The organism is Ensifer canadensis (assembly GCF_017488845.2).
GTDB lineage: Bacteria > Pseudomonadota > Alphaproteobacteria > Rhizobiales > Rhizobiaceae > Ensifer > Ensifer canadensis.
This window is the reverse complement of sequence record NZ_CP083370.1, coordinates 1,640,829-1,664,202: the sequence shown is the minus strand read 5'-3', so window position 1 is coordinate 1,664,202 and position 23,374 is coordinate 1,640,829. Positions and strand designations below refer to the sequence as shown.

At 62.1% G+C, this 23,374-nt stretch carries 23 protein-coding genes and 1 riboswitch; of the genes, 14 read left to right on the top strand and 9 right to left on the bottom strand.

Going from position 1 to position 23,374, the window contains the following annotated elements; genetic code table 11:
- The first annotated feature begins 151 nt into the window (after window positions 1–151).
- Window positions 152–1,666: a sensor domain-containing diguanylate cyclase gene (locus J3R84_RS08140; protein WP_203529154.1), complete on the top strand. Its 1,515-nt coding sequence runs from the start codon at window positions 152–154 to the stop codon at window positions 1,664–1,666.
- A gap of 4 nt (window positions 1,667–1,670) precedes the next feature.
- Here the strand turns inward: J3R84_RS08140 and J3R84_RS08135 are convergent, their stop codons facing one another.
- Window positions 1,671–2,342: a helix-turn-helix domain-containing protein gene (locus tag J3R84_RS08135; protein ID WP_025427225.1), complete on the bottom strand. Its 672-nt coding sequence runs from the start codon at window positions 2,340–2,342 to the stop codon at window positions 1,671–1,673.
- 111 nt (window positions 2,343–2,453) lie between these two features.
- Between J3R84_RS08135 and J3R84_RS08130 the strand changes: the two genes are divergently transcribed.
- Window positions 2,454–2,942, top strand: coding sequence for a 2,4'-dihydroxyacetophenone dioxygenase family protein (locus J3R84_RS08130; RefSeq protein ID WP_025427224.1), 489 nt, complete (start codon window positions 2,454–2,456; stop codon window positions 2,940–2,942).
- Between the two features lie 12 nt (window positions 2,943–2,954).
- The gene (locus J3R84_RS08125) at window positions 2,955–3,920 is read left to right on the top strand and encodes a quinone oxidoreductase family protein (RefSeq protein ID WP_025427223.1); all 966 of its coding nucleotides are present in this window, start codon (window positions 2,955–2,957) and stop codon (window positions 3,918–3,920) included.
- Window positions 3,921–3,954: 34 nt separating this feature from the next.
- Here J3R84_RS08125 and J3R84_RS08120 read toward each other — a convergent pair whose 3' ends face one another.
- On the bottom strand, window positions 3,955–4,980 hold the full coding sequence (locus J3R84_RS08120; protein WP_025427222.1) for a LacI family DNA-binding transcriptional regulator: 1,026 nt from the start codon (window positions 4,978–4,980) through the stop codon (window positions 3,955–3,957).
- Window positions 4,981–5,080: 100 nt separating this feature from the next.
- Here J3R84_RS08120 and J3R84_RS08115 point away from each other — a divergent pair, with 100 nt between their 5' ends.
- From J3R84_RS08115 to bluB, 3 genes are all read left to right on the top strand, one after another.
- Complete coding sequence (locus J3R84_RS08115) at window positions 5,081–6,274, top strand: phytanoyl-CoA dioxygenase family protein (protein WP_057208695.1); 1,194 nt, start codon at window positions 5,081–5,083, stop codon at window positions 6,272–6,274.
- 91 nt (window positions 6,275–6,365) lie between these two features.
- Window positions 6,366–7,187, top strand: coding sequence for an SDR family oxidoreductase (locus J3R84_RS08110; protein ID WP_025427220.1), 822 nt, complete (start codon window positions 6,366–6,368; stop codon window positions 7,185–7,187).
- Between the two features lie 77 nt (window positions 7,188–7,264).
- Window positions 7,265–7,473, top strand: a riboswitch (cobalamin riboswitch).
- Window positions 7,474–7,518: 45 nt separating this feature from the next.
- Window positions 7,519–8,310 carry a 5,6-dimethylbenzimidazole synthase gene (gene bluB, locus J3R84_RS08105; protein ID WP_057214315.1) on the top strand — a complete coding sequence of 264 codons (792 nt, stop codon included), beginning with the start codon at window positions 7,519–7,521 and terminating at the stop codon, window positions 8,308–8,310.
- Here the strand turns inward: bluB and J3R84_RS08100 are convergent.
- From J3R84_RS08100 to J3R84_RS08085, 4 genes are all read right to left on the bottom strand, one after another.
- Entirely contained in the window at window positions 8,219–9,289 is a 1,071-nt protein-coding gene (locus J3R84_RS08100; RefSeq protein WP_025427218.1) for a DUF2865 domain-containing protein, read from the bottom strand. The two genes, bluB and J3R84_RS08100, sit on opposite strands and share 92 nt — an antisense overlap.
- Window positions 9,290–9,476: 187 nt before the next feature.
- Window positions 9,477–10,121, bottom strand: a complete 645-nt coding sequence (locus J3R84_RS08095; RefSeq protein WP_025427217.1) for an acyl-homoserine-lactone synthase — start codon at window positions 10,119–10,121, stop codon at window positions 9,477–9,479.
- A gap of 154 nt (window positions 10,122–10,275) precedes the next feature.
- Window positions 10,276–11,013: a helix-turn-helix transcriptional regulator gene (locus J3R84_RS08090; RefSeq protein WP_025427216.1), complete on the bottom strand. Its 738-nt coding sequence runs from the start codon at window positions 11,011–11,013 to the stop codon at window positions 10,276–10,278.
- A 176-nt stretch (window positions 11,014–11,189) separates the two neighbouring features.
- A complete protein-coding gene (locus J3R84_RS08085) occupies window positions 11,190–13,502 on the bottom strand; it encodes an NADP-dependent malic enzyme (protein WP_025427215.1) in 2,313 nt (770 codons plus the stop codon).
- A gap of 175 nt (window positions 13,503–13,677) precedes the next feature.
- Between J3R84_RS08085 and J3R84_RS08080 the strand changes: the two genes are divergently transcribed.
- Together J3R84_RS08080 and J3R84_RS08075 are read left to right on the top strand one after the other, a co-directional pair.
- Window positions 13,678–14,517 (top strand): UDP-2,3-diacylglucosamine diphosphatase, encoded by an 840-nt coding sequence (locus J3R84_RS08080; RefSeq protein ID WP_025427214.1) that lies wholly within the window; start codon window positions 13,678–13,680, stop codon window positions 14,515–14,517.
- Window positions 14,518–14,622: 105 nt separating this feature from the next.
- A complete protein-coding gene (locus tag J3R84_RS08075) occupies window positions 14,623–15,843 on the top strand; it encodes an MFS transporter (RefSeq protein WP_025427213.1) in 1,221 nt (406 codons plus the stop codon).
- Here the strand turns inward: J3R84_RS08075 and dgcA are convergent.
- A complete protein-coding gene (gene dgcA / locus J3R84_RS08070; RefSeq protein ID WP_025427212.1) occupies window positions 15,795–16,778 on the bottom strand; it encodes an N-acetyl-D-Glu racemase DgcA in 984 nt (327 codons plus the stop codon). The genes J3R84_RS08075 and dgcA overlap by 49 nt on opposite strands.
- A 138-nt stretch (window positions 16,779–16,916) precedes the next feature.
- On the opposite strand from dgcA, the gene J3R84_RS08065 reads away from it, so the two are divergent.
- The 4 genes from J3R84_RS08065 to J3R84_RS08050 all read left to right on the top strand — a co-directional run bounded on the left by J3R84_RS08065 (window position 16,917) and on the right by J3R84_RS08050 (window position 21,076).
- On the top strand, window positions 16,917–18,071 hold the full coding sequence (locus J3R84_RS08065; RefSeq protein ID WP_025427211.1) for an ABC transporter permease: 1,155 nt from the start codon (window positions 16,917–16,919) through the stop codon (window positions 18,069–18,071).
- Between the two features lie 13 nt (window positions 18,072–18,084).
- Entirely contained in the window at window positions 18,085–18,894 is an 810-nt protein-coding gene (locus tag J3R84_RS08060; protein ID WP_057208693.1) for an ABC transporter ATP-binding protein, read from the top strand.
- A 102-nt stretch (window positions 18,895–18,996) separates the two neighbouring features.
- Entirely contained in the window at window positions 18,997–20,367 is a 1,371-nt protein-coding gene (locus J3R84_RS08055; RefSeq protein ID WP_025427209.1) for an MlaD family protein, read from the top strand.
- Between the two features lie 91 nt (window positions 20,368–20,458).
- A complete protein-coding gene (locus J3R84_RS08050) occupies window positions 20,459–21,076 on the top strand; it encodes an ABC-type transport auxiliary lipoprotein family protein (RefSeq protein WP_025427208.1) in 618 nt (205 codons plus the stop codon).
- Window positions 21,077–21,083: 7 nt separating this feature from the next.
- Here the strand turns inward: J3R84_RS08050 and J3R84_RS08045 are convergent, their stop codons facing one another.
- Window positions 21,084–21,356 carry a BON domain-containing protein gene (locus J3R84_RS08045; RefSeq protein WP_025427207.1) on the bottom strand — a complete coding sequence of 91 codons (273 nt, stop codon included), beginning with the start codon at window positions 21,354–21,356 and terminating at the stop codon, window positions 21,084–21,086.
- Between the two features lie 156 nt (window positions 21,357–21,512).
- On the opposite strand from J3R84_RS08045, the gene J3R84_RS08040 reads away from it, so the two are divergent.
- Window positions 21,513–21,689 (top strand): hypothetical protein, encoded by a 177-nt coding sequence (locus J3R84_RS08040; RefSeq protein WP_156407975.1) that lies wholly within the window; start codon window positions 21,513–21,515, stop codon window positions 21,687–21,689.
- Between the two features lie 211 nt (window positions 21,690–21,900).
- On the opposite strand, the gene hemF is transcribed toward J3R84_RS08040, so the two are convergent.
- Window positions 21,901–22,812 (bottom strand): oxygen-dependent coproporphyrinogen oxidase, encoded by a 912-nt coding sequence (hemF, locus tag J3R84_RS08035; RefSeq protein ID WP_025427205.1) that lies wholly within the window; start codon window positions 22,810–22,812, stop codon window positions 21,901–21,903.
- Window positions 22,813–23,110: 298 nt separating this feature from the next.
- On the opposite strand from hemF, the gene J3R84_RS08030 reads away from it, so the two are divergent.
- Window positions 23,111–23,371: a hypothetical protein gene (locus J3R84_RS08030; protein ID WP_025427204.1), complete on the top strand. Its 261-nt coding sequence runs from the start codon at window positions 23,111–23,113 to the stop codon at window positions 23,369–23,371.
- The last annotated feature ends 3 nt before the right edge of the window (window positions 23,372–23,374 follow it).

The window sequence follows — 23,374 nt, the reverse complement described above, 5'->3', positions numbered from 1 at the left end:
TGGTGATTGTCGGCTTTACTAGGCGGTTGAAGTCTTTAAGGCTTTCAAATACCAGCTTGCTTAAACTAAATTTCTGCTTTGATCTTTAGGGTGGCGTCTGACCGGTGCCACCCCTCGCCTTTGACGGCTGGTCCGGTGAGGGGGCGCTGGCGTGATCGAGCAAAAGTTTCGGCAACCGAAGCGCAACAGGGCGGTGTGGGCGATCCATGCGGCCTGTACCCTGGTCGCGATCCTGACGATCGCCAGCCTCATCTTCGTTCTCAACCGCTCCGTCGTCGAGGCCGATCGCTTCGGTCTTTCGGCGGAACGCCGGCTGGTGGCAATCGAATTGCGGCACCAGATGGAAGCCGCCGTCCAGTTTCAGGCCCAGGTTTCCTTCTGGAATGCGACCTATGCGGAACTTGCGGCCGGACGGCTGAGCGATACCTTTGTGGCCCCGGAATTGGCGGGTTGGCTGTGGGAGGACTACGGCTTTTCCTGGCTGATCGTCAGCGATGCCGACGGGCATGTCTCGACCGCGGTGAAGGATGGGCTGGTCGTGCCGGCGGAGGCGGCCGATGCCCCGCTTCACGACGTCGAAGATCTGCTCGACGAAGCCCGACGCCGCTACGACAACGCGTTGAGAAACAACAACGGCACCTATACGCTCGATATCCCCCAGCCTGATCGGCAATCGGTCACGCCGATCGTGCCCGGCATTCATGCCGTGGATATGCGCCAGATCGAGGGCCAGATGAGCATAGCCGTCGTTCAGGCCGTCATCCCGGAAACGCTGCAGCTGCCGGCCGAACGCCGCAAGCCGGTGTTCATGGTTTCGGTTCGCCCGCTGACGGCGCGGTCGCTGCGCGAAATCGAGGCAAAGCTTGGCGTAACCGGCCTCGCTTTCGTGCCATTGTCACAGCGGCCGGCCGACGGCGTGCACGTCTCCGCCGGTCGCTGCGCTGATGTCTCATGCCTTGTCGTCGCCTGGACGCCCAAATCGCCCGGCGGCTTCGTCCGCGCGGAAATCCTGCCGAGCGTCATCGTCATCGCGATCGCGGCTACCCTGCTGATGGCGTTTGTGGCCCTCAGGTTCTCCTCCGTCTTTTCCGCCCTGCAGCAGAGCGAGGCGCGAAACCGCCACATGGCGAAACACGATCGTCTCACCGGGCTGCTCAATCGCAGCGGCTTCGACGAAGTGCTCGCTGCGGCCCTGCTCGACGTCAAAAAACGTCCATTCGCGCTGATCTTTGCCGATCTCGACGAGTTCAAGGCCGTCAACGATGAGCACGGCCATGCGGCGGGTGACGCAGTCTTGGTGACGATGGCCGAACGTTACCGCCTGCGGGTTGGTGCGCGCGGAACTGTTGCCCGCCTTGGCGGCGATGAATTTGCCGTCATCCTGCGGTCAACCGGCAAGGATGCGTCCGAACTTGCCACCGGTCTCGTCAACGATGCGCAGACGCCAATCGAGTTCGAGGGGCAGGTGCTGCGTATCGGCGGTAGCATTGGTGTGGCCTTTGCGCCGAGGCATGGCCGTACTGCTCGGTCGTTGCTGGCTGTAGCCGACGAGGCGCTCTATCTGGCCAAGCGACGGGGACGCAACCGCGTCCAGACGGCCGACGACCTTTCGACGGAAAACAACGATGCGCCGGACGATGAGGCTGACAGGCGCCATACCGGCTGAGCTGTCAGGCCGACGCCGTTCCATCGGCATGGTCATCGTCTGAACGGCTGAAGCGCCCGCCAAGCGGAGCGGTCACCCACAACAGCCGGGCATCGTTGTCGCTGGTCGATATGCAGGCGTGGCCAAGGCGCGCATCGAAGTAGACGGCGTCGCCGGATTTCAGCACGGCTGGCGCGTAGTGTTCGGTGTAGAGCGTGATATCGCCTTCGAGAACATACATGAAGTCCTCGTCGTCATGCCGGTCCCAATCCGGGAACTGGTCGAGCGATCGTGCTCTGACCAGAACCTCCACCGCCATGAAGGCGGTGTTGCGGACCTCTTCCATCAACAGCCGCAGACCATAGTTCGGCGTTTCGTGGCGGGTACCATCGTCCTGTCGGGTGATGCTGCGCCGACCGGCAGGCGGGCTTGCCTCGCCGGAGGCGAGAAAACTCAGGAGGTCGAGCGAGAATCCAGCTGCCAACTTCTGCATGGCGTGGAACGTCGGTGACATCTCGTTGCGCTCAATCTTCGACAGGGCCGAACGCGACAGGCCGATATGCTGGCTCGCCTCTTCTAGTGTCCAGTCGCGCGCGATTCTGAGCTCCTTGACCCTTGCACCGAGTTCGGCCGGACGCTCCTCAGTCGTGCGCAATCTCTGTTCGGCGGGGCGGCGGGTGATGGTCAGCTTCGGCATGGCGTCTCCTCGCGCAACAGATAGAGGCAAAATCGACGATTCTCAATTCTGTTGACGAAATCCACTATAGTAGATAATTCCCAATTGTTGAAGTTAACGGGAGGATGGACTGTGATCAACATTGCCGAAAGCAGATATGGAGTAGACGAGCTGCTCGTTGCCGATGCGGAGGCCGACGAGCGGCGATGGCTGCCATTTGGCGACAGTGCCTTTTCCTTGCCCTTGCTGTTTGACGTGCGCGGCGGGAGCTGGGTCAGCCTCTTCAAGGCGAAGGGAGCCGGCACGATCGAGCGGCATCGCCATTCCAATCCGGTTACCGGTTGGACGCTCGAGGGCACTTGGGGGTATCGTGAGCGCGACTGGATAGCACGACGCGGCACCTTCATCTTCGAGCCGGCGGGAGACATTCATACGCTCTACGTGCATCCGGAGGCCGGGCATATGAAGGCGCTGTTCCATGTGTTCGGCCCCCTGGTCTATCTCGACGAGGACGGCAACGCCGAAGGGTATGACGATGTGCTCGTCAGGCTCGATCGGTATGCGGCACACTGTAAGTCCGTCGGGCTCGGCGACGAATTCGTCCGTACGCTCATCCGATAGGGGGAAGTGATCATGCATGCATTGGTGTTCGACTCGTTCGGTGGGCCCGAGGTGCTGAGCTACCGCGAGGTTGCCGACCCGGCCGTGCCGCCCGGCCACATCCAGCTCGCCATGCGGGCGATCGGGCTGAACTTCGCCGACATCTACCGGCGCAAGGGCAATTATGTGCTCGCCGGCAAGGCACCCTTTATTGCCGGCTATGAAGGGGCCGGTGAGGTCATCGCGGTCGGTGAAGGCGTTGAAGGCATCGCCCTCGGCGACAGGATAGGGTTTGCCGACGTGCCGTTTGCCAATGCAACGCGGGTGACCGTGCCTTTGGAGCGGGCGATTCCGCTTCCTGTTGATATCGGCTTCGAGGCGGCGGCAGCGCTCCTGCTGCAGGGGCTGACGGCGCAGTATCTGGTTGAGGACAGCTATAGCGTCCGGGCCGGTGACACGGTTCTTGTCCAGGCGGCAGGCGGTGGCGTTGGGCAATTGCTGATCCGGCTCGCCATCGCGCGGGGCGCAAGCGTCATCGCCATGGCCTCGACGCTGGAAAAGCAGGCCCTTGCCAAGGCCGCCGGTGCTGCCCATGCGCTCGGATATGACGAGGGCTGGCCGGACAAGGTGCGCACCTTGAGCGCCGGTGGGGTCAATGTCGCCTATGATTCGGTCGGCATAACCTTGCTCGACAGTCTCTCGGCGGTGCGCTCGCGCGGCACGCTGGTGACATTCGGCATGGCGGGTGGGCCGGCGCCGCTGGTCGATCCGCGCTATCTCATGGAAAATTCGAAAACCGTCGTTGGCGGCGATCTCTGGGATTTTCTGACAGACCGGCAGCAACGGCTAAGCCGGGCAGAGCGTCTGTTCCAGGCCCTGCGCGCTGGTATCATCGAACGTCCGCGCATCGAGACCTTCGCACTGTCGGACGGTGCGGCAGCCCATGCGCGGCTCGAAGACCGCAGCTTTTCCGGAAAGATCGTGCTTTTGCCGGAGTGAGAGACCGGCCCCGTGTCGTCGCGGGGCCCGCCTTTCAAATGATGGGCACGTTGTAGGGTGTAATCACCTCGACGGCCGACAGTCGGCTTCCGCCCAGCTTTTGCCCGGCGCCGCTCCGTCGTGCGAGAATAGCGCGAAAAGTCATGCGGGCGTCGCTGCGCAAGTCATGATGCAGGACGAAATGGATCCGGCGTTGGCGCAGCAGCGCCAGATTGTCCTGGTCGAGGTCATGAGCGATGAACAGGCTGCAGTCGCGGCCGAGGCGCTCGAAGGCGGCCAGCACGGCGCGGTTGCCGCCGCCGATCGAATAGGCGGCATTGATGTCGGCGTCTGTCGCAAGCGCTCTTGCTGCAAGAACACCGGTTTCGGCGTCCTTGCCGTAGCCTTCGCTGATCTCGACGATGCGGATCGCCGGATAGTGCTCGCGGAGCACCCGGCGAAAGCCGATTTCGCGTTCCTCCTCGCCACGAAAACGGCTGCTCGAAATCGTCACGAGCACGGTTGCTGCCTGCCCGGCGAACCGTTCGCCCACGAGATAGGCCGCCGTCTCGCCGGCCGCGCGGTTGTCGGCCCCGGCATAGGCGGTGCGCGCCGAGTTCGGCAGATCGGTGACAAGCGCGACGACCGCAATTCCCGCCTGTTCGAGGCGGGCGACGGCGCCAACGATTTCGGGCACATCAGGTGCCTTCAACACGACGCCGTCGGTCCCACGCAGGCGGACGCGGTCGAGCAGCTGCGCGATGTCGTGCGGCCGCATGATCTCGGCAAAATGGAACCGGCAGCGAAACGTGGTCGGCATGAAGGTCGGCGCCTCGGTTTCGAACGCCTGCCTGACCGCCTCGGTGAAGCGCTCCGGCGCCTCCATCACGATATCGATCGCGCGCTTCTGGCCTTGCATCTCCGATCCCGATTGCTGCTTCTCCAGCTCGCGGATGGCGGCTCGCACGCGGGCTGCCGTCTGCCGGCGCACGCCGGGACGTTCATTCAGGACGCGGTCGACGGTCGCGGTGCTGAGTCCCGCCTGAAAGGCGATATCCTTGACCAGAAACGGATGTGCCAACGACGAACTCTCCTGATGGTTTTTTGATGGATTCCTGCTCTATATCACGATCTCACGCCGCCTATAGTCGGGACATCGAAAGTTTCTGAGGAGGAACGAGATGAAGACCGACAACAGGGCGCGCCAGCGCCTCGACCGTGTGTGGCTGAGCGAGGATGCCTGCGACATCGAGGCGTTCCGTGCGGAGGTGGAGCGGCAGACGAACCTTGCTGATTATCCACACGCGCTCGCCTGCGAGAAAAATGTGCTGATCTATGACAGCGCCAGCCTGGTTGCCGCCTGCGCCACGACCGAGGGGCGCCGCGCTGCCCTGGCCGAAATCTGCGAGGTGCTGGCAACCGGGCCCGGGGTGGCGGTGTTCAAGCACGCCTATGCCGACACATCAGTCATCGATGCGGCCAGCGGCATCTTTGACGCCATCATCGACGAGCAACACCGCACCAACAGTGGCGGCGGCGACCACTTTGCCAAGCCCGGCGCTAACGACAGGATCTGGAATTCGCTCGAAAAACACTGCCTGAAAAGCCCTGAGAACTTTGCCGCCTATTACGCCAACGCCATCATCGCGCTCGTCAGCGAAGCCTGGCTTGGTCCGAACTACCAGCTGACGGCGCAGGTCAATCGCGTCAATCCCGGCGGCGCGTCGCAGGCGGCCCATCGCGACTATCATCTGGGATTCCAGACCTCTGATGTCATCGAGCAGTATCCTGTTCATGTGCACAGGCTGTCGCCGGTGCTGACGTTGCAAGGTGCCGTTGCCCATTGCGACATGCCGATCGAGAGCGGTCCAACGCTTTTCCTTCCCTATAGCCAGACCTACGTGCCCGGCTATCTCGCGTTGAAACGTCCGGAGTTCCGGGCCTATTTCGACCAGCATCACGTGCAGCTGCCGTTGGAAAAGGGCGATGTCGTCTTCTTCAACCCGGCTCTCTTCCATGCGGCCGGCAGCAATCATTCGACTGATATCAAGCGCGTCGCCAACCTGCTCCAGGTCTCCTCGGCCTTCGGGAGGGCGATGGAGACCGTCGATCGCGCCAGGATGAGTGCAGCCCTCTACCCGGCGCTGACCGCACTCGTGGCATCCGGCACGCTTTCGGCCGATGAGGCGGCCAATGCGATTGCGTCCTGTGCCGAGGGCTATTCCTTCCCGACCAATCTCGATCGCGATCCGCCGCTGGGCGGTCTCGCGCCGAAGACCCAGGCGCAACTGATGCATGAGGCGCTGGCAGGCAGGTGGAGCGATGCGGATTTCAGAAGCGCGCTTGGCGAGCAGGCACAGCGCAAGCTGAGCTGAACGGCAGAATCGATCTTTCCGGTCCCCGGCGTTCTGCGGCGGGGGCCGGTCGCCCTGTTTTCATCTCACTTTCAATTCTGGGAGGACTTTCATGACCGAGCAATATGGCCGTCTCGACGGCAAGATCGCCATCGTCACCGGCGGGACGCAGGGGCTGGGCGCAACGATCGCCAACCTGTTTGCGGAACGTGGGGCTAAAGGTGTCGTCATCTGTGGACGCAACGTTGCCAAGGGCGAAGCGAAGGCCGAGCAGATCCGCAAGGCAACCGGCGCGCAGGTACTTTATGTCGAGGCAGACCTCGAAAAGGTCGAGGACGCGCGCAAGGTCGTCAGCGCCTGCGACGCCACATTCGGGCGCGTCGATGCGCTGGTCAATGCGGCGGCGATCACCGATCGCGGCACCATCCTGGACACCAGCCCCGAACTGTTCGACCGGATGTTCGCTGTCAATGTGCGCGCACCGTTCTTCCTGATGCAGGAAGCGGTAAAGCTGATGCGGCGGGAGGGCACGCAGGGCACCATCGTCAATATTGGCTCGATGTCGGCGATGGCCGGTCAGCCGTTTATCGCCGCCTATTGCTCGTCGAAGGGGGCGCTGGAGACGCTGACCAAGAACACCTCCTATGCGCTGCTGCGCAACCGCATTCGCGTCAATGGCCTCAATATCGGCTGGATGGCGTCCGAAGGGGAAGACCGCATCCAGCGCGAATTTCATGGGGCGGCAGACGACTGGCTCGAAAAGGCGGCCGCCAGCCAACCCTTCGGTCGGCTTGTCGACCCCAAGGAAGTCGCGCGTGCCTGCGCCTATCTCTCGTCGGATGAGTCCGGCCTGATGACGGGGTCGGTCATCTGCTTCGACCAGTCGGTGTGGGGCGGCTATGACGGCTCGCCGCATCCGGTCGCGCCGCTCTGACATCTGACGCTGTCGCGAGGCCCTGTGGAGTGACCGGCAAGCGACGCCGGACTTGCTTGTCATTCCCTGTGGGCTGTGCCCTTATGACGCCGTCAGGTGCCCGCAACGCGGGAGAATCGGGAATCCGGTGTTATTCCGGAACGTGCCCAACGCTGTGACGGGGACGACTGCCTCTAGGGATTTTGAGCTTGCTCAAGATCTTGCCACTGGATCTTCATGTGATCTGGGAAGGTGAGGCGGCCGGTTGATCCGAAGTCAGAAGACCGGCCTGGCAAGATAGACCGATATCCGCGCGGACGGCGGAAGGTTGTGCATTGTTGGGGATCGAACGATGCTGACTGACGCTAATGGCGGCCTTGCGGCTGCAGAAGCCTTTTCATCCGACGAGCGCGAAGCCGTCTATCGAGCCATCGAAACGCGCCGGGACGTGCGGGATCAGTTCCTGGCCGAACCCTTGCCTGACGATGTGGTGATGCGCCTGCTCAATGCTGCGCACCGGGCGCCATCGGTGGGTTTCATGCAACCGTGGAATTTCGTCGTGGTCCGGCAGGCCGAAACCCGCGAGCGGGTATGGCAGGCCTTTTCCCGCGCCAACGACGAAGCGGCATTGATGTTCGATGGCGACCGCCAAGCGAAATACCGCTCCCTGAAGCTGGAGGGGATCCGCAAGGCACCCTTGAGCATCTGCGTCACCTGCGACCGCACGCGCGGTGGAGCGGTCGTTCTCGGGCGCACCCATAACCCGCAGATGGATCTCTATTCCACCGTCTGTGCCGTGCAGAACCTCTGGCTTGCGGCGCGCGCCGAAGGCGTTGGTGTCGGCTGGGTCAGTATCTTTCATGAAAATGAGATCAAGGCGATCCTCGGCATTCCCGATCATGTCGTGATCGTCGCCTGGCTTTGCCTCGGATATGTCGATCGCCTTTACCAGGAGCCGGAACTTGCGGTTAAGGGCTGGCGCCAGCGGCTGCCGCTGGAGGAGCTGGTGTTCGAGGAAGGCTGGGGAACCTGCCGAAAGGCAGACGCTGCGATCAGTTGCTCTGAACCGGCTGGTAGCCCGGACCCTTCGGATGGCGAAGGTCGATCGACGTTTCCTCCTGGGGAAGGAACGTCGGCCCGATGACCCGCACCTTGCTCTTGGCGGGATCGTAGGGGCGCTCCTCCGCAGCCGCCTTGGCGGTAGGGGCGGCCGCTTCCTTCTTGCCCTCGATGACGATGATCGACGATTCGCTGTTGCCAGTGTTGCCACTGGAAGCCTTGGGCGTCGTCGCGATCTTTGGAATCTGGCAACCGCAAATGCCCGGCTTGCCGACGCCGCGCGTCCGATAGGCAAAGGCGTTTGGCAGTTCTTTATAGGGGCGTCCCGTCGAGGCGGAGACCATCTGGTCGCTCTCCTCGGTCGCCAGGTCGTGGAAAAATAGTTCTGTTTCGGCACCCGGGCAGCGGGCGCGGCAGGCCTGCTCGTCGCGGGCGAAGTCCACAGGGCTTGCCTCGGACGAGATCGGGAAGAAGGCGCCATCGCAAGTGCGCACGCACATGGTGCGAAGCGTGCCGGAATAGACGCCGCTTTCCGGCGGGTAGGTGCCCATTTCGCCGTCCCGCAGCATTGGTCCGTAGCTTTCGTCCGGCGGCAGATCGCGCAGGATGTTGCGGTACGTTTCCGGCTCGTCCGGGTCGGCGGTCGCAAATTCCTCGCTGCCACCATAGCAACCGTTGATCTCGAGGGCGGCGAGGATGCGCCGGCGCGTATCGTCTCCATCGCCTGACATCAGCTGCTGGCGCTCCGATTTGAGGATGCGCAGATTGTCTTCCATCTCGGCGATCAGACTGTTGATGTCTGTGCAGATATCCGGGTCGCCGCCGTTGAAGACGACGACGCTGCCTGTGCCGCAGCCGGCGCGTCGGCGATCGTTGCGCGCCCGGCGCAATTCGATGTTCTGTCGGGAAATCGCGCTCGCATAATCGCGGGTATCGGCCGTAGTTTCGATGGCGGCGGGCAGTTCGGCGAGCCGAGTGTTCAGGCGGTCGCACACGCTGGAGGCCAGCGCCTGATCGGCAAGAACCAGAAGCAGCGGCAAGGTCGCCGCGGCTAGGGTTTTCATGTTCCGGAACACGGGCGAACGTCCATTCCTGCAACCGCACGGCGCCACCCTTGTTGTCCGGGTTCGGTCGCTGTCGGCACTTCCTGTTTCAGCCCTATCATAAGGCTTGTCGCCGCCGGTGCAACGACAAGCCTCGCATTGCGTTAACAGCTCCGTCCGGTGGGAGGAACGGAAGGAGCGTTAGAGATCAGGCGGCGCGTGCCGTCTCCAGCGACATCGGCCGTTCAAGAACCGTGCCTTCGATCGCCGCTACGGCCTTCATGGCGCTGAGCAGCGACGGCGTCACTTCCCAGGCGACCGCTACGGCATAGACCGAGCCGATCCGGTGCGGGTCAGCGATGCGCTCGCCGGGGCAACCCATGCGGCGGAACATCCGCTCGAGGAAGACATCGGTCACCGTGACGATATGGCTGATGCCGGAGGCCAGCCCGAGTTCGCCGACACCGCACATCAGTTCTGCGGCGGCGACGGTCACCTGGTTGGAGGCGCGGTCCTGAGAAATCTCCGGGTCGATGCAGAAGCGGCTCGATTCCCAGATCGAGGCGCTGCGGATCTCAGGGTTGTCGCCAAGCAGGATCGGGAACGTATCGTCCAGCATGTTGGGGCCGAGCGTCGGCAGCAATCTCAGCGATCCGCGCAGTTTTCCCGTCTCCGGCGAATAGGACAGAATATAGAGCGGATTCGACTTGTCGTAATTGTCGATCTCCCATTCCCCATCGGTCTGCACGTCCCATTTCAGGAAATCGTGGAAGACGCGCTTGCGCAGCTTGAACATCTCGTCGATGGACTGTGGGTGCTGTCCGCGTGTCCTGCCGTTGAGGATCCTGATCATCTTCTTCTCCATCCTTGTTTTGGGGGATGGCGTGATGCTGTCAGTCCTCAGGCAGGGGCGAAACTGTCACTACCGACAGTTCCGGAAACCGTTTTTTCCCACTAAATATAGACGGGTTTTCAGATGAGCGAAGGAGGAGCGTCTTGAGGGTGGGTCAAACCGTCGGGATCAGTGCATGGCGAACGGCCTGGGCCACGGCCTGCGTGTTGGAGACAACATTGAGCTTTCGGCGGGCATTGGTCATGAAGAAACGCACGGTGCGTTCGGAAATGCCGAGAATGGTGGCAATTTCCCAATAGCTCTTGCCGGCCGCCGACCAGGTGAGAACCTCGGTTTCGCGACCTGTGAGGCGCGTATCGCGCGTGTTCAGCCCCCCTGTCATGGCGGCGTTTTCAAGCATGCCGGCATGAAACAGGTTGGCGGCGAGCTGGAAGTCGCGCAAGTGGTTGCGCCGATAGATCGACCACTCCGCGGCCGACATATTGACGTTGATGGCCAGCAAGGCGGTGCGGCCGGCCGGCGAGGGCAGCGGCAGGGCGACGCCTTCACTGGAAAGGCCGATCTCTTCGGCCGTCTTGAACAATGGCTCGCATTCGGGAAAGCGGTGGCGCGCCGTCGTCCATTCGACAGGCCTGACGCCACCGAGCGCCAGCTTGAGGATCGGGTCGATACGGTAGAGCTCCCGCGTCAGATAAAGCTCGGCCGCGTAGGCACCGAACGTGTGGTGCAACCGGCAGATCTTGAGCTCGTCGGCATAGGGCTCAGCTTCAAGATATAGGAGATGAGCGATGCGAAAGGTACGGCGCATCAACGTAAAGAAATGGGCCGGCTCGACACAGCCTCCGCATTCCAGAATTTCCAGCATGTCGAGGACAGCCTGTTGTTCAGTCATGCCACAACACCGATTTTTGCGCTAAACCCCACAATGGTTGGGGGTTCACCTTTTGTCCAGAACCGACAGCCGATTTGCTGTGGATTGTCGACCCTTGCAAACAATGGTTGTTGCCCAGGGTCGCGGCAGCATCACAGGGCCGCCGGGTGCGGCGGCCCTTAAAAACGAGGGCGTCGCTAGCCCGGATGGCTGGCTTCAACGACGGCGAGTGCCGCCATGTTGACGACGCCACGCGAGGTCACGGACGGCGACAGGATGTGCGCCGGCAGTGCTGAGCCGAGCAGGATCGGTCCGACATGCAGGCTGTCCGTCATCGTCTTGACGACGCCAAGCGTGATGTTGGCAGCATCCAGGTTCGGGAAGACCAACAGGTTGGCTTCGCCCGAGAGCGTGCTGTCGGGCATGACGCGCTGACGCAGCACTTCGGAGATGGCCGAATCGCCGTGCATTTCGCCATCGACTTCCAGATCGGGCGCGAGTTCGCGCACAAGCTGAAGCGCCTGGCGCATCTTGGTGGCACTCTCGGAATCGCGCGAGCCGAAGTTCGAATGCGAGACCAGGGCGGCATGTGGCGTGATGCCGAAGCGCCGGATCTCCTGCGCCGCCATGACGGTGGTCTGGGCGATTTCTTCGGCACTCGGGCAGTAGCTGACATAGGTGTCGGTGAAGAACGTGGCGCCACGCTGCGAGATCAGCAGGCTGAGGGCCGAGAAATCGAGCACGCCGTCGCGCTTGCCGATGATCTGCGAGACGTCGCGCAGGTGCTTGCTGTAACGCCCTTCGACACCGCAGATTAGCGCATCGGCTTCGCCGCGCTTGACGGCAAGCGCCCCAATGACGGTGGTGTTGGTGCGGACGATCGTGCGGGCAGCTTCCGGAATGACACCGAGACGGCCGACGAGGGCGAAATAGTCCTCGACGTAGTCGCGGTAGCGCGGGTCGCCCTCGGGGTTGACCACCTCGAAATCGATATCCGGACGAATGCGCAGGCCGTAGCGACGCAGGCGCGTCTCGATGATCTGCGGACGACCGATCAGGATCGGGCGGGCCGTGCCTTCCTCCAGCAGCACCTGGGCGGCGCGCAGCACGCGCTCGTCTTCACCTTCGGCGAAGATCACGCGGTTCTTCTGCGCATTCTTGGCGGCGGCAAAGACCGGCTTCATGATGAAGCCCGAGCGGAAGACGAAGCGGTTCAGCTTGTCGAGATAGGCGTCGTAGTCCTGGATCGGGCGGGTGGCGACGCCGCTTTCCTCGGCAGCCTTGGCAACCGCCGGCGCAATCCGGAGGATCAGGCGTTGGTCGAAGGGCGAGGGGATCAGGTAATCGGGACCGAAGACCGGCGTCTCGCCGGAATAGGCGCGGGCGGCCACGTCGGACGGCTCCTCGCGGGCAAGGCCGGCAATGGCGCGGACCGCCGCCATCTTCATTTCTTCGTTGATCGTGCTTGCGCCGCAGTCGAGCGCACCGCGGAAGATGTGCGGGAAGCAAAGCACGTTGTTGACCTGGTTGGGGAAATCCGAACGGCCGGTGCAGATCATCGCGTCGGGGCGCGCCGCGCGCGCTGCCTCCGGCATGATCTCGGGCGTGGGGTTGGCGAGCGCCATGATCAGTGGCTTTTCGGCCATCTGCACCAGCAGTTCCGGTTTCAGGACTCCAGCGGCGGAAAGACCGAGGAAAACGTCGGCGCCGCCGATACTGTCGGCTAATACCCGGTTGTCGCTTTCCTGCGCGTATACGGACTTCCATTCGTCCATCAGCACTTCGCGGCCCTTGTAGACGAGGCCTTCGAGGTCGTGCACCCAGATGTTTTCGGTCTTGGCGCCAAGCGTGACCAGCAGATTGAGACAGGCGAGCGCTGCGGCACCTGCACCCGAGGTAACGATCTTGGCCTTGGCGATGTCCTTGCCGGCCAGTTCCAGACCGTTGAGGATTGCGGCCGCAACGATGATCGCGGTGCCATGCTGGTCGTCATGGAAGACGGGGATCTGCATCTTTTCGCGCAACTGGCGCTCGACCTCGAAGCATTCCGGCGCCTTGATATCTTCGAGGTTGATGCCGCCGAAGGTCGGCTCGAGCGCCGAGATGACATCGACCATACGCTCGATGCTCGCCGCGTCGATCTCGATGTCGAAGACGTCGATGCCGGCAAATTTCTTGAACAGGACGGCCTTGCCTTCCATGACCGGCTTGGAGGCAAGCGGACCGATATTGCCGAGGCCGAGAACGGCCGTGCCGTTGGAAATGACCGCGACAAGGTTGGCGCGTGCCGTGTAGTCGGCAGCCGTTTCAGGATTGTCGCGGATGGCGATGCAGGGCGCAGCCACACCGGGCGAATAGGCGAGCGCGAGATCGCGCTGGTTGCCGAGCGGCTTGGTGGGCTGAATTTCGAGCTTCCCAGGGCGAGGGTAACGGTGGAAGAAAAGGGCCTGCTGGTCGATGTCGCCGCTGACCGGACCTGTCTGGGATTTCGTTTTGTCGCCCGTGCTCATAGTCTGCATTCCTCTTTTTTGGACGTGGCCTTGTGGCATGAATTGCGAACCGCGTACAGTTTTTGCGCGGTTCTTTTAAGCCGGTGCGACGAAGCGGCCGGCGTCCGTGTCATCTTCCTGAAACACGAGTCTGGTTTTGACGGGCCCCAGAAGGCTCAATCAAGACGAGGCTGGTATGATGGCGGCACCGCAAATCAATTCCGTAAGACACCTCAGGACGTTGTTCATCTCCGACGTCCACCTCGGCTCCAAGGCCGCCAAGACCGACTTTCTTATTGATTTTCTGCGCCATCACGAGGCTGAGACCATCGTTCTCGTCGGCGACATCGTCGATGGCTGGCGGTTGAAGCGTAGCTGGTACTGGCCGCAGAACTGCAACGACGTCGTCCAGAAGCTGCTGCGCAAGGCGCGCAAGGGCACGCGCATCATCTATATCCCCGGCAATCACGACGAGTTCATGCGCGATTTCCCGGGTGTTCACTTCGGCGGCATCGAAGTGGCGCAGCGCCATATGCACAAGGGTGCCGACGGCCGCAACTATCTGGTGCTGCATGGCGACGAATTCGATGTGGTCGTGCGCAATGCGCGCATCCTCGCCTATCTCGGCGACTGGGCCTACGATACGGCGATCGCCATCAATATCGGCCTGGCCGCCGTTCGTCGCCGGCTCGGCATGCCCTATTGGTCGTTCTCTTCCTGGGCGAAGCTGCAGGTGAAGCACGCCGTCAACTTTATCGGTGAGTTCCAGAAGGTGGTTGCCGACGAGGCGCGGCGGCATGATGCGCAGGGCGTGATCTGCGGCCATATCCACCATGCGGTCATCGAGGATATCGGCGACGTGCGCTACATCAACACGGGCGACTGGGTCGAAAGCTGCACGGCGATCGCCGAACACCACGACGGCACCATGGAACTGATCACCTGGCATCAGATGCGCGGCGGCGTCGCAGAGGCCGAGGGAACGGCCGAAGCCGAACGGCTTCTGGCGCACCTGCTGACGCAACGGGCAGCCTGACGGGAACGCCGGCGAGGGCGCAAGCGTCGCTTGTAGTGAAATCTAGGTTATGGCGATCCGGCAGCGGGCTATGCTATTGCTGGCCGATAGCCATCAGGTTCTCCCATGATTCCCTCCCAAGCGCCCGCAACTGTGGGCCCTCCGCCGCGTCATTTTGCGCTTCGCATCGCCTTGCTCTTCTGCGCTCCGTTGATCGTCAACGGTTTCGCAATGCCGTATTTTCCGGTCTGGTTGAGCACGCTTTCCATGAGCGATTTCGAGATCGGCGTCGTGCTGGCGCTGCCGATGTTCGTACGCGTGATCACCGCGCCAATTGCCGGTGTGATCGCCGATCGGCTCGGAGAGCGCACGATCGTTTTGATCTGGTCAGGTTTCCTGTCGCTGGCGACGGCTTTCGTGCTGTTCTACGCCCGGGAGTTCTGGCCGGTTCTGATCATCTATACGCTGCAATCGGCGGTCTATTCGCCCTATGTGCCGATCGTCGAGGCGATCGCGCTTTCCGGCGTCCGGCGCTGGGGTTTCGATTATGCGCAGATGCGGCTTTGGGGTTCCGTCGCCTTCATCGGCGCAACCATGCTCGGCGGCTGGATGATCGGCATCTTCGGTGGCGACATGGTGCTGCCGGCGATGGCGGTCGGTTTCGGCCTGACGATCCTGATGGCCTTTGCGGCGCCAAAGGTCGGCCGACCGCGGCGCCCGTCACCGATCACGGCGCTGACCGAGCCTCCGCCGCAATCGTTGCGCCAGCTCGATCTGCAGCTATTGCTGATCGGCGTGACGCTGGTGAACGCCAGCCACGCCATGCTCTTCGCTTTCTCGGCAATCTACTGGCAGCATATCGGCTATAGCGGCACGGAGATCGGCATCCTCTGGAGTGCCGGCGTTGCTGCTGAAGTGACGATGTTCATCTTCGCCAAGGCGATCATCCGCCGCTTCAGCGTCTGGACGATGATCCTGTCCGGCTGCTCGCTGGCGGTCGTGCGCTGGATCATCTTCCCGATGGATCTCGGCTTTTCCGGCTATTTCGTGCTGCAGTGCTTCCACGCCTTCACCTATGCGATCATGCACACCGGCATGCAGAACAAGCTGGTGGAGCGCGTCGTCGAGGAGCAGGAGGCATCGGCCCAGGGGCTCTATTTCTTCTACACCGGCATTTTCACGGCGATCCTCACCTTCCTGTCCGGCTATCTCTACGCCTGGTACGGGGTGAACGGGTTCTATTCGATGTCGGTCGTCGCCTTTGCCGGCTGCTGCTTTGCCGTTGCCGCCTGGTATCTTCAGCCCCAGAGGCGTGGTTCCGGCGGAAAGACCAGCGAGGCTTCGTAGCGCAGGCCGGGCGTGCGATCGCGTGCCAGAAGCAGGGGCCCGTCGAGATCGACGAAATCCGCGCCCTGCGCCGCCAGGATTGCCGGTGCCATGCCGAGCGAGGTTCCGACCATGCAGCCGACCATCACCTTGAGGCCGAGCGACGTTGCCGCATCGCGCATGCGAAGCGCCTCCGTCAGGCCGCCCGTCTTGTCGAGCTTGATGTTGACGGCGTCATAGCGATCGACCAGGGCCGAGAGGTCGCCGGTCGCGTGCACGCTCTCGTCGGCACACACCGGAACGGGGCGGGCGATCGTGGCCAGGGCCTGATCATGGCCGGCGGCAAGCGGCTGTTCGATCAGGTCGATGCGCTGCTCGGCGCAGATGGCGAAGTGATAGGCGAGGCTGTCGGGCGTCCAGCCTTCATTGGCATCGAGAATGATGCGGCTCTCCGGCGCACCCTCGCGCACGGCGCGGATGCGGGAGGCATCGTCTGATGTGCCGACCTTGATCTTGAGCAGCGCGCGGTGGGCATATTGTGCGGCCTGGTTGCGCATCGCATCGGGCTCGGCAAGCGACAGCGTATAGGCCGTCGTCAATGTGCCAGGTGAGGAGAGACCGGCAAGCTCATGGACAGATTTGCCTTTCTGCTTTGCTTCCAGATCCCACAACGCACAGTCGACCGCATTGCGGGCCGCACCCGGCTTCATCGCCGACTGTAGCTCCGGGCGCGTCAGGCCTTGTTCGATCTGCGGGCATATGGCTTCGATTTCGGCGAGCACCGAGGCAATGGTTTCGTTGTAGCGGCCATAGGGTACGCATTCCCCCCAACCGCTGGTGCCGTCCTTGGTGATTCGGCATGTCACGACGCTTGCCGTGGTCTTCGAACCGCGTGAAATCGTGAATGTGCCCGCAATCGGGAAGTCTTCGGTTGTCGCTTCGAGCACAGTTGACATGAAATCTTCTCCGGCGGGGCCTATCTGGCGCTTAGGTCTTGATGTTACCGGCTTCGTCAGGATGACATCAAGGATGTGAGCCGTTATGACGGAGCAAGCTTTTACGAGCGGTTAGCAAATCGGGATGACAGAGACCAGGTGACGCGTTCCCAGACCAAGATCGTTGCGGATGTCGCGCTCAGTGGAGACGCCGGAGGCTCGGAACGCGCGTATGTCTTTTCAGGCGTCTGGCGGCACGAGACAGCTGAAGCCATGGCCGCCAAGCTCGAACAGCTTGCGCGCAAGGGCAGCAGCGTCAGGCAGTTCGATCTGTCGGGTGTGACGGCTATGGACACGGCCGGCGCCTGGATCATCCGGCGCTTCATGACGCGGCTTGCCGGACCTGAAAAGGACGAGATCCAGTTCGTCGACGGCGGTCAACGCTATGTCGAGCTGATCGGCGCGCTACCGGCGGAACTGCCGGCACCGGAGGACGAAAGCGAACATCTTCCGCTGTTCCAGCGGCTGTTCGCACCGGTCGGCGAGGTGATGATCGCCACTTGGAACGATACCGTCGCGGCGATGTACATTCTCGGCTCGGCGGTTCGCGGTGCCCAGCTCAAGCTCGGGCGGCACAGTGGCGTCTCGCCGGCGGCCATCGTTCACCAGATCGACCGCATGGGCGTCAAGGCCGTGCCGATCATCATGCTGATGTCCTTCCTGATCGGTGCGATCATTGCGCAGCAAGGCGCATTCCAGCTGCGTTATTTCGGCGCCGAAGTCTTCGTCGTCGATCTGGTCGGCATCCTGCAACTGCGCGAAATCGGCGTGCTGCTGACCGCCATCATGATCGCCGGGCGTTCGGGCAGCGCGATCACGGCCGAGATCGGTTCGATGAAGATGCGCGAGGAGGTGGACGCGCTGAAGGTCATGGGCCTCAGCCCCGTCGGCGTCTTGGTGTTTCCGCGCCTCGTGGCGCTGACGATCGCGTTGCCGCTCCTGACCATCATTGCCAACTTCGCAGCACTGACCGGTGCGGCGCTGGTCGCTTGGACCTATTCGGGCATCACCGTTGCGACCTTCCTGTCGCGCCTGCAGGAGGCCGTGGATTTCTCATCGGTTGCGGCAGGCATGATCAAGGCGCCGTTCATGGCGCTGATCATCGGCGTGGTGGCGGCAGTCGAAGGCCTGAAGGTTGGCGGCAGCGCCGAATCGCTTGGCCGCCACGTGACCTCTTCGGTGGTCAAATCGATCTTCGTGGTGATCCTGATCGACGGCCTGTTTGCCATGTTCTACGCAGCGATCGATTTCTGAGGCGGATGGAACGATGAGCACAGCAGCCACGGAAAGACAGCAGGATCCGGCCTACGAACACGAAGCGGTTCTGTCCGTGCGCGACCTGACGGTCGGCTTCGGCTCCCACATCGTGCTCGACAAGCTCAACCTCGAGATTTTTCGCGGCGAAATCCTCGGCTTCGTCGGTGCCTCGGGTACCGGAAAGTCGGTGTTGATGCGCACGGTGCTGCGGCTTCTGGCCAAGCGCTCCGGCACGATCAAGATCCTTGGCGCGGAATACGACAGGATGTCCGAGGTTGACCGGATCGCGCTCGACATGCGTCTCGGCGTGCTTTTTCAGCACGGCGCACTCTTTTCGGCCCTCACGGTGCGTGAAAACATCCAGGTGCCGATGCGCGAATATCTCGACCTGCCGCAGAGCCTGATGGACGAACTGGCGCGCGTGAAGATCGAGCTGGTAGGTCTGGCGCCGGAGGCGGCCGACAAATACCCATCCGAGCTTTCGGGCGGCATGATCAAGCGAGCCGCACTTGCCCGCGCGCTCGCGCTCGACCCCGATCTCGTCTTTCTCGACGAGCCGACATCAGGCCTCGACCCGATCGGCGCGGCCGAGTTCGATGAGTTGATCGCCAAGCTGCGCGACACGCTCGGATTGACCGTGTATATGGTGACTCACGACCTCGACAGCCTGTTTTCGGTTTGCGATCGCATTGCGGTGCTCGGAAACAAGAAGGTTCTGGTCGAGGGGACCGTCGAGGACATGTTGGCCTGTGACGATCCTTGGGTGCAGTCCTATTTCCGGGGCAAACGGGCGCGGTCGATCGTGCGGCACGACGAATAGCGTCAGGAAGCCGGCGGGCGATCCCGGGTGTCTTGGACATCTTCCGGGGTGTCTGAAGCAGAAGAACGGCCGATAGGATGGCCACTGAGGTAGTCGGGACGAATGGAAACTAAAGCGAACTACGCCATTGTCGGCTTCTTCACGGTGTTCGTGATCGCGGCTGCCTTCGGCTTCGTCTACTGGATGTCGCAATACGGCCGCAGCGGCGAGATGGTCGAGCTGGTCGTCAACATTCCGGGTTCCGCCAACGGGCTCTCCGTCGGCTCGCCTGTTCGCTTCAACGGCATTCCCGTCGGCTCGGTGCGCAATCTGGCGATCGACGCCAACGATCCGCGTTACTCGATTGCTGTCACGGAAGTCTCCATCGATGCGCCCGTGCTGAAATCGACCAAGGCGACGCTCGAAGTGCAAGGTTTGACGGGTTCTGCCTATATCGAGCTGAGCGGTGGCAACAAGGGCGATGAGAACATCCTGCGCAGCGCCGTTGAAAATGGTACGCAGGCGCGCATTCTTGCCGACCAGTCGAGCGTCACCAGCTTGCTCGCGACAGCGGACAAGATCATGGACCGCGCCGACGATGCGATCAGCGACATCCAGGGCTTCGTCAAGGACGTGCGCGGCCCCCTGACCAGCACGATCGGCAATGCCGAGAAATTCTCCAAGGCGCTTGCCGACAATTCCGGCGCAATCGACGACTTCCTGAAAAGCGTGACCGAGCTTTCGGCATCGATCAATGCCGCGTCGAAGAAGCTTGATTCGACCCTTGCCTCGGCCGACGTGCTGGTGAAGTCGGTCGATCCGAAAAAGATCGATCATATCGTCAGCAACGTTGAGCAGCTTAGCAATGACCTGAAGGCCGCCTCAGGCGGCGTTTCCGAAACCATTGCAGCGTTCAAGCGCACGGTCGAGACCTATGACCAGTTCGGCAAGAATGCGCAGAAGACGCTCGAGCGCGTCGATACGCTGGTGGCTGCCGTCGACAAGCAGAAGGTCGAACTTGTTGTCAACGACATTTCGGCAGCAAGTGCCGACGCCCGCAGGACGGTCGCCAACATCACGCAGTTTGCCGAGAAGATCACGGCGCGCCAGCAGGACATCGATCGCACGATCACCGACGTGACCCAGATGGCCAGCAAGCTGAATGCTGCCTCCAGCCGCGTCGACAGCATCCTCGTCAAGGTCGATGGGTTCCTCGGCGATGCCGACGCACCGTCGCTTTCGGCCGAGGCGCGCACCACGCTCGAATCGTTCCGCAAGATGGCCGACAACCTCAACGCCCAGATCGGCCCGATTGCAGACAATCTGAAGCGGTTCTCCGGCTCCGGCCTTCGCGATGTCGAGGCACTGGTGACCGATACACGTCGCACCGTGCAGAGCCTCGAGAATACGATTTCGACATTCGACAAGAATCCGCAACGCCTGCTGTTCGGCGGCGAAACAGTCAAGCAATACGATGGTCGCACCCGACGCTGAATCAGGTAAGACAAAGCCGGGTGGGGCCGGCGGGTTGCTTTCATTAAAGAGCGCTCTAAGGTGCTGCGAATTGGACAAGGGTTTGGGCAGTATGAATTTTCCGGGGCTGGTGTGTATGCGTGAGACGGGAGCGAAACGCTCTGCCCTGGTTTTCACGCTGGCTGTCTTGTTGGCCGGGTGCGGCGCCGGTGCTGCCGTCAACGATACATTCAGCCTTTCCGCGTCGCCGGTCGTCGAAGGACGGGCTGCGACCAGCAAGCAGATACTCGTGCCGGAACCGACGGCGCTGAAAGCGCTCGACAGCGACCAGGTCGTCATCCGTCTTTCCGGTTCGGAGCTGCAGTATCTGTCCAAGGCACAATGGAGCGACCGCCTGCCGCGCATGGTGCAGGCAAAGCTGGTTCAGGCGTTCGAGAATACCGGCAAGGTGGCGGGCGTCGGCAAGCCCGGCGAGGGGCTGGCGATCGACTATCAGGTGATCAGCGAGATCCGCTCCTTCGAGATCTCGACCGAAGGCGCCGATACGGCGGTCGTCGAGATCTTTGCAAAGATCGTCAATGACCGGAACGGCACTGTGCGGGCGCAGAAGGCATTCCGCGCCACGGCCGGCGTCAAGGGCACCGGCAACCCGGCCTTCGTCAGGGCCCTCGATCAGGCGTTCGCGACGGTCGCATCCGAGATCGTCGGCTGGACGCTCGGTTCTATCTGAGCCAGTCCTATCTTCCCTCTGCCGCCTCGATGCGGTTGACCACTTCTGCCACCCCCTTCGTCAGTCTTGCGGCTTCTTCGGCGCGGGCGGATTCGGCCTTCGTGGCGACATGCCCCGCAAGCACGATCGTATTTCCCTGGCAGACAACCGTGACGTCGGATGCATCGAGCCCGGGCGTCACCGCAAGGCCATGCGCCACGCGACGTTCCAGCTCGGCGGGGTGATCCCCGGTGCTGCGATCCGGTTCGCTGCCGTGAAATGTGCGCTTCTTGAAGATCATGGTCCGGCCCCCTTCCTCGATGGAAGGACAACGCGGCGCTCGACGATTTGTTCAGCTGTTCCAATCGAAACAGCGCAATCCAGGCTTTCGTGCGATGGCTCGGACATGCGGATCGCACGTCATTCCTGGCCGCAGAATTCGAACGGGGAACCATTCATGCGCCATTCTCTCTTCGCCGTCGCGCTCGCGATGACGACTGTCATTGCTCTCGCCATTCCGGCAAAAGCCGGCAACTACAGCTACGGTTATCGACAGACCTGCGTGGTCAAGACGGTGCAGACCTATGGCGCCTATGGCCGGGTGGTGATCAAGAAGGTGCGCATCTGCAAATGACGTCCGCGCACCTTCGGTTTCGTTCAAAAGGAGCCTCAGAAACGCTCTATCTCTTCATTTCCAAGTATTTCCTGACGGAAACCGCTTCGCACTTTTCCTACAGCGCCGCGCGTCTTATGAGACGCGCAAAGGTCGCTGTAGCACCTTGAGTTGCTGCGTGTTTTTATCCTTAAATCGAATAGGATTTAAGGAAACATGCAGTAGAAATTTTTTAGGGCCAGCGCACGACCGGGGGCAGGGACGAGAGGATCGACTCGACATTGCCGCCGGTCTTCAGGCCGAAGATGGTGCCGCGGTCGTAGAGCAGGTTAAACTCGACATAGCGGCCGCGACGCACGAGCTGCTCGTCGCGATCTTCCTCGGTCCAGGGCGTATTGAAATTGGTGCGCACGATCTTGGGGTAGACAAGCGCGAACGCCTTGCCGACATCACGCGTGAAGGCGAAGTCCGCGTCCCAACCGCCTTGCTCGGCCGGAGACTGAAGCCAATCGTAGAAGATGCCACCGGTCCCGCGCGGCTCGTTGCGGTGCTTCAGGAAGAAGTACTCGTCGCACCACTGCTTGTACCTGGCGTGATCAGCCACCGAGTGACGGTTGCAGGTGATCTCCATCGCGCGGTGGAACAGCTGCGTGTCAGGGTCGGTCATGACGCGGCGGCGGTCGAGCACCGGCGTCAGGTCTGCGCCACCGCCGAACCAGTTGCTGGTGGTGACGACCATGCGGGTGTTCATGTGAACGGCCGGCACATTGGGGTTCACGGGATGCGCGATCAGCGAGATACCCGATGCCCAGAAGCGTGGGTCTTCGCTGGCGCCGGGGATCTGCTCACGGAATTCCGGTGAGAATTCGCCGAAGACGGTCGAGGTGTGTACGCCGACCTTCTCGAAGACGCGACCTTCCATCATCGACATGCGACCGCCGCCGCCTTCGCCGCCGTCCCGGCTCCATTCCTTGCCGACAAAGCGGCCCGGTTCACGGTCGGACAGCGGGCCGGTCAGGTCGTCTTCGACAGCCTCGAAAGCGGCGCAGATCGTATCGCGCAGGCTTTCGAACCAGGCTCTGGCTGCTGCCTTCTTGTCTTCGATATCGGCAGGCAGCCCCTGGGGTAGTTGCGGTCGTTCCATGAAAATTTGTCCTGTTCGCGGCTTTGCGCGCCGGAAAGCCGCCGATTCGTTGATATGGGCCACAGTTCATATTTCCGCCGGATTGGCAACGGCGGAGGGGCCATCGGGCTACTGCATAATTCCTTAAATCAGATTCGATTTAAGGAGAAAATTATGCAGCAAGTCTAAAGCGCTGCAGCGTCCTTTGCGCGTCATATTTGGCGCGCCGCGCTGCAGTCTGCCGCATCGTATGGGCGGTGTAAAACGGACTCGCAATGGCCCGATACTCACACTATCTTTACCTCCAGAGGTATGGCCCATGGCAAGAATACCCGCAGGTCCGCCGCTCGATGGTTTGCGGCGCCAGATCGCCCGGCATCGCCGGGACAATCCGACACGAGGCGATGGCCTTTTCGTGCGTGAAACCTTTCGGCTCGATCGAAGTGCGGCCCGCGCCAAGGCGCGCGAATGGTTCGATACCTGGCCAAAAGCCGCCTATTGGACCGAAGTGGAAAGCTGGCGCCAGCTCGACGGCGACGAGATCGAGTTCACCATGCGCCGCCTGCCGACTGCAGACTGAGGC

Excerpts from the sequence above, each read along its gene's own strand:
- bluB (WP_057214315.1), top strand. The coding sequence starts at position 7,519 with ATGCTGACTGACGCTAATGGCGGCCTTGCGGCTGCAGAAGCCTTTTCA.
- J3R84_RS08095 (WP_025427217.1), bottom strand. The coding sequence starts at position 10,121 with ATGATCAGGATCCTCAACGGCAGGACACGCGGACAGCACCCACAGTCC.
- J3R84_RS08085 (WP_025427215.1), bottom strand. The coding sequence starts at position 13,502 with ATGAGCACGGGCGACAAAACGAAATCCCAGACAGGTCCGGTCAGCGGC.
- hemF (WP_025427205.1), bottom strand. The coding sequence starts at position 22,812 with ATGGAACGACCGCAACTACCCCAGGGGCTGCCTGCCGATATCGAAGAC.
- J3R84_RS08030 (WP_025427204.1), top strand. The coding sequence starts at position 23,111 with ATGGCAAGAATACCCGCAGGTCCGCCGCTCGATGGTTTGCGGCGCCAG.
- J3R84_RS08125 (WP_025427223.1), top strand. The coding sequence starts at position 2,955 with ATGCATGCATTGGTGTTCGACTCGTTCGGTGGGCCCGAGGTGCTGAGC.
- J3R84_RS08135 (WP_025427225.1), bottom strand. The coding sequence starts at position 2,342 with ATGCCGAAGCTGACCATCACCCGCCGCCCCGCCGAACAGAGATTGCGC.
- J3R84_RS08080 (WP_025427214.1), top strand. The coding sequence starts at position 13,678 with ATGATGGCGGCACCGCAAATCAATTCCGTAAGACACCTCAGGACGTTG.
- J3R84_RS08055 (WP_025427209.1), top strand. The coding sequence starts at position 18,997 with ATGGAAACTAAAGCGAACTACGCCATTGTCGGCTTCTTCACGGTGTTC.
- J3R84_RS08060 (WP_057208693.1), top strand. The coding sequence starts at position 18,085 with ATGAGCACAGCAGCCACGGAAAGACAGCAGGATCCGGCCTACGAACAC.
- J3R84_RS08115 (WP_057208695.1), top strand. The coding sequence starts at position 5,081 with ATGAAGACCGACAACAGGGCGCGCCAGCGCCTCGACCGTGTGTGGCTG.
- J3R84_RS08100 (WP_025427218.1), bottom strand. The coding sequence starts at position 9,289 with ATGAAAACCCTAGCCGCGGCGACCTTGCCGCTGCTTCTGGTTCTTGCC.
- dgcA (WP_025427212.1), bottom strand. The coding sequence starts at position 16,778 with ATGTCAACTGTGCTCGAAGCGACAACCGAAGACTTCCCGATTGCGGGC.
- J3R84_RS08090 (WP_025427216.1), bottom strand. The coding sequence starts at position 11,013 with ATGACTGAACAACAGGCTGTCCTCGACATGCTGGAAATTCTGGAATGC.
- J3R84_RS08050 (WP_025427208.1), top strand. The coding sequence starts at position 20,459 with ATGAATTTTCCGGGGCTGGTGTGTATGCGTGAGACGGGAGCGAAACGC.
- J3R84_RS08040 (WP_156407975.1), top strand. The coding sequence starts at position 21,513 with ATGCGCCATTCTCTCTTCGCCGTCGCGCTCGCGATGACGACTGTCATT.
- J3R84_RS08075 (WP_025427213.1), top strand. The coding sequence starts at position 14,623 with ATGATTCCCTCCCAAGCGCCCGCAACTGTGGGCCCTCCGCCGCGTCAT.
- J3R84_RS08045 (WP_025427207.1), bottom strand. The coding sequence starts at position 21,356 with ATGATCTTCAAGAAGCGCACATTTCACGGCAGCGAACCGGATCGCAGC.
- J3R84_RS08110 (WP_025427220.1), top strand. The coding sequence starts at position 6,366 with ATGACCGAGCAATATGGCCGTCTCGACGGCAAGATCGCCATCGTCACC.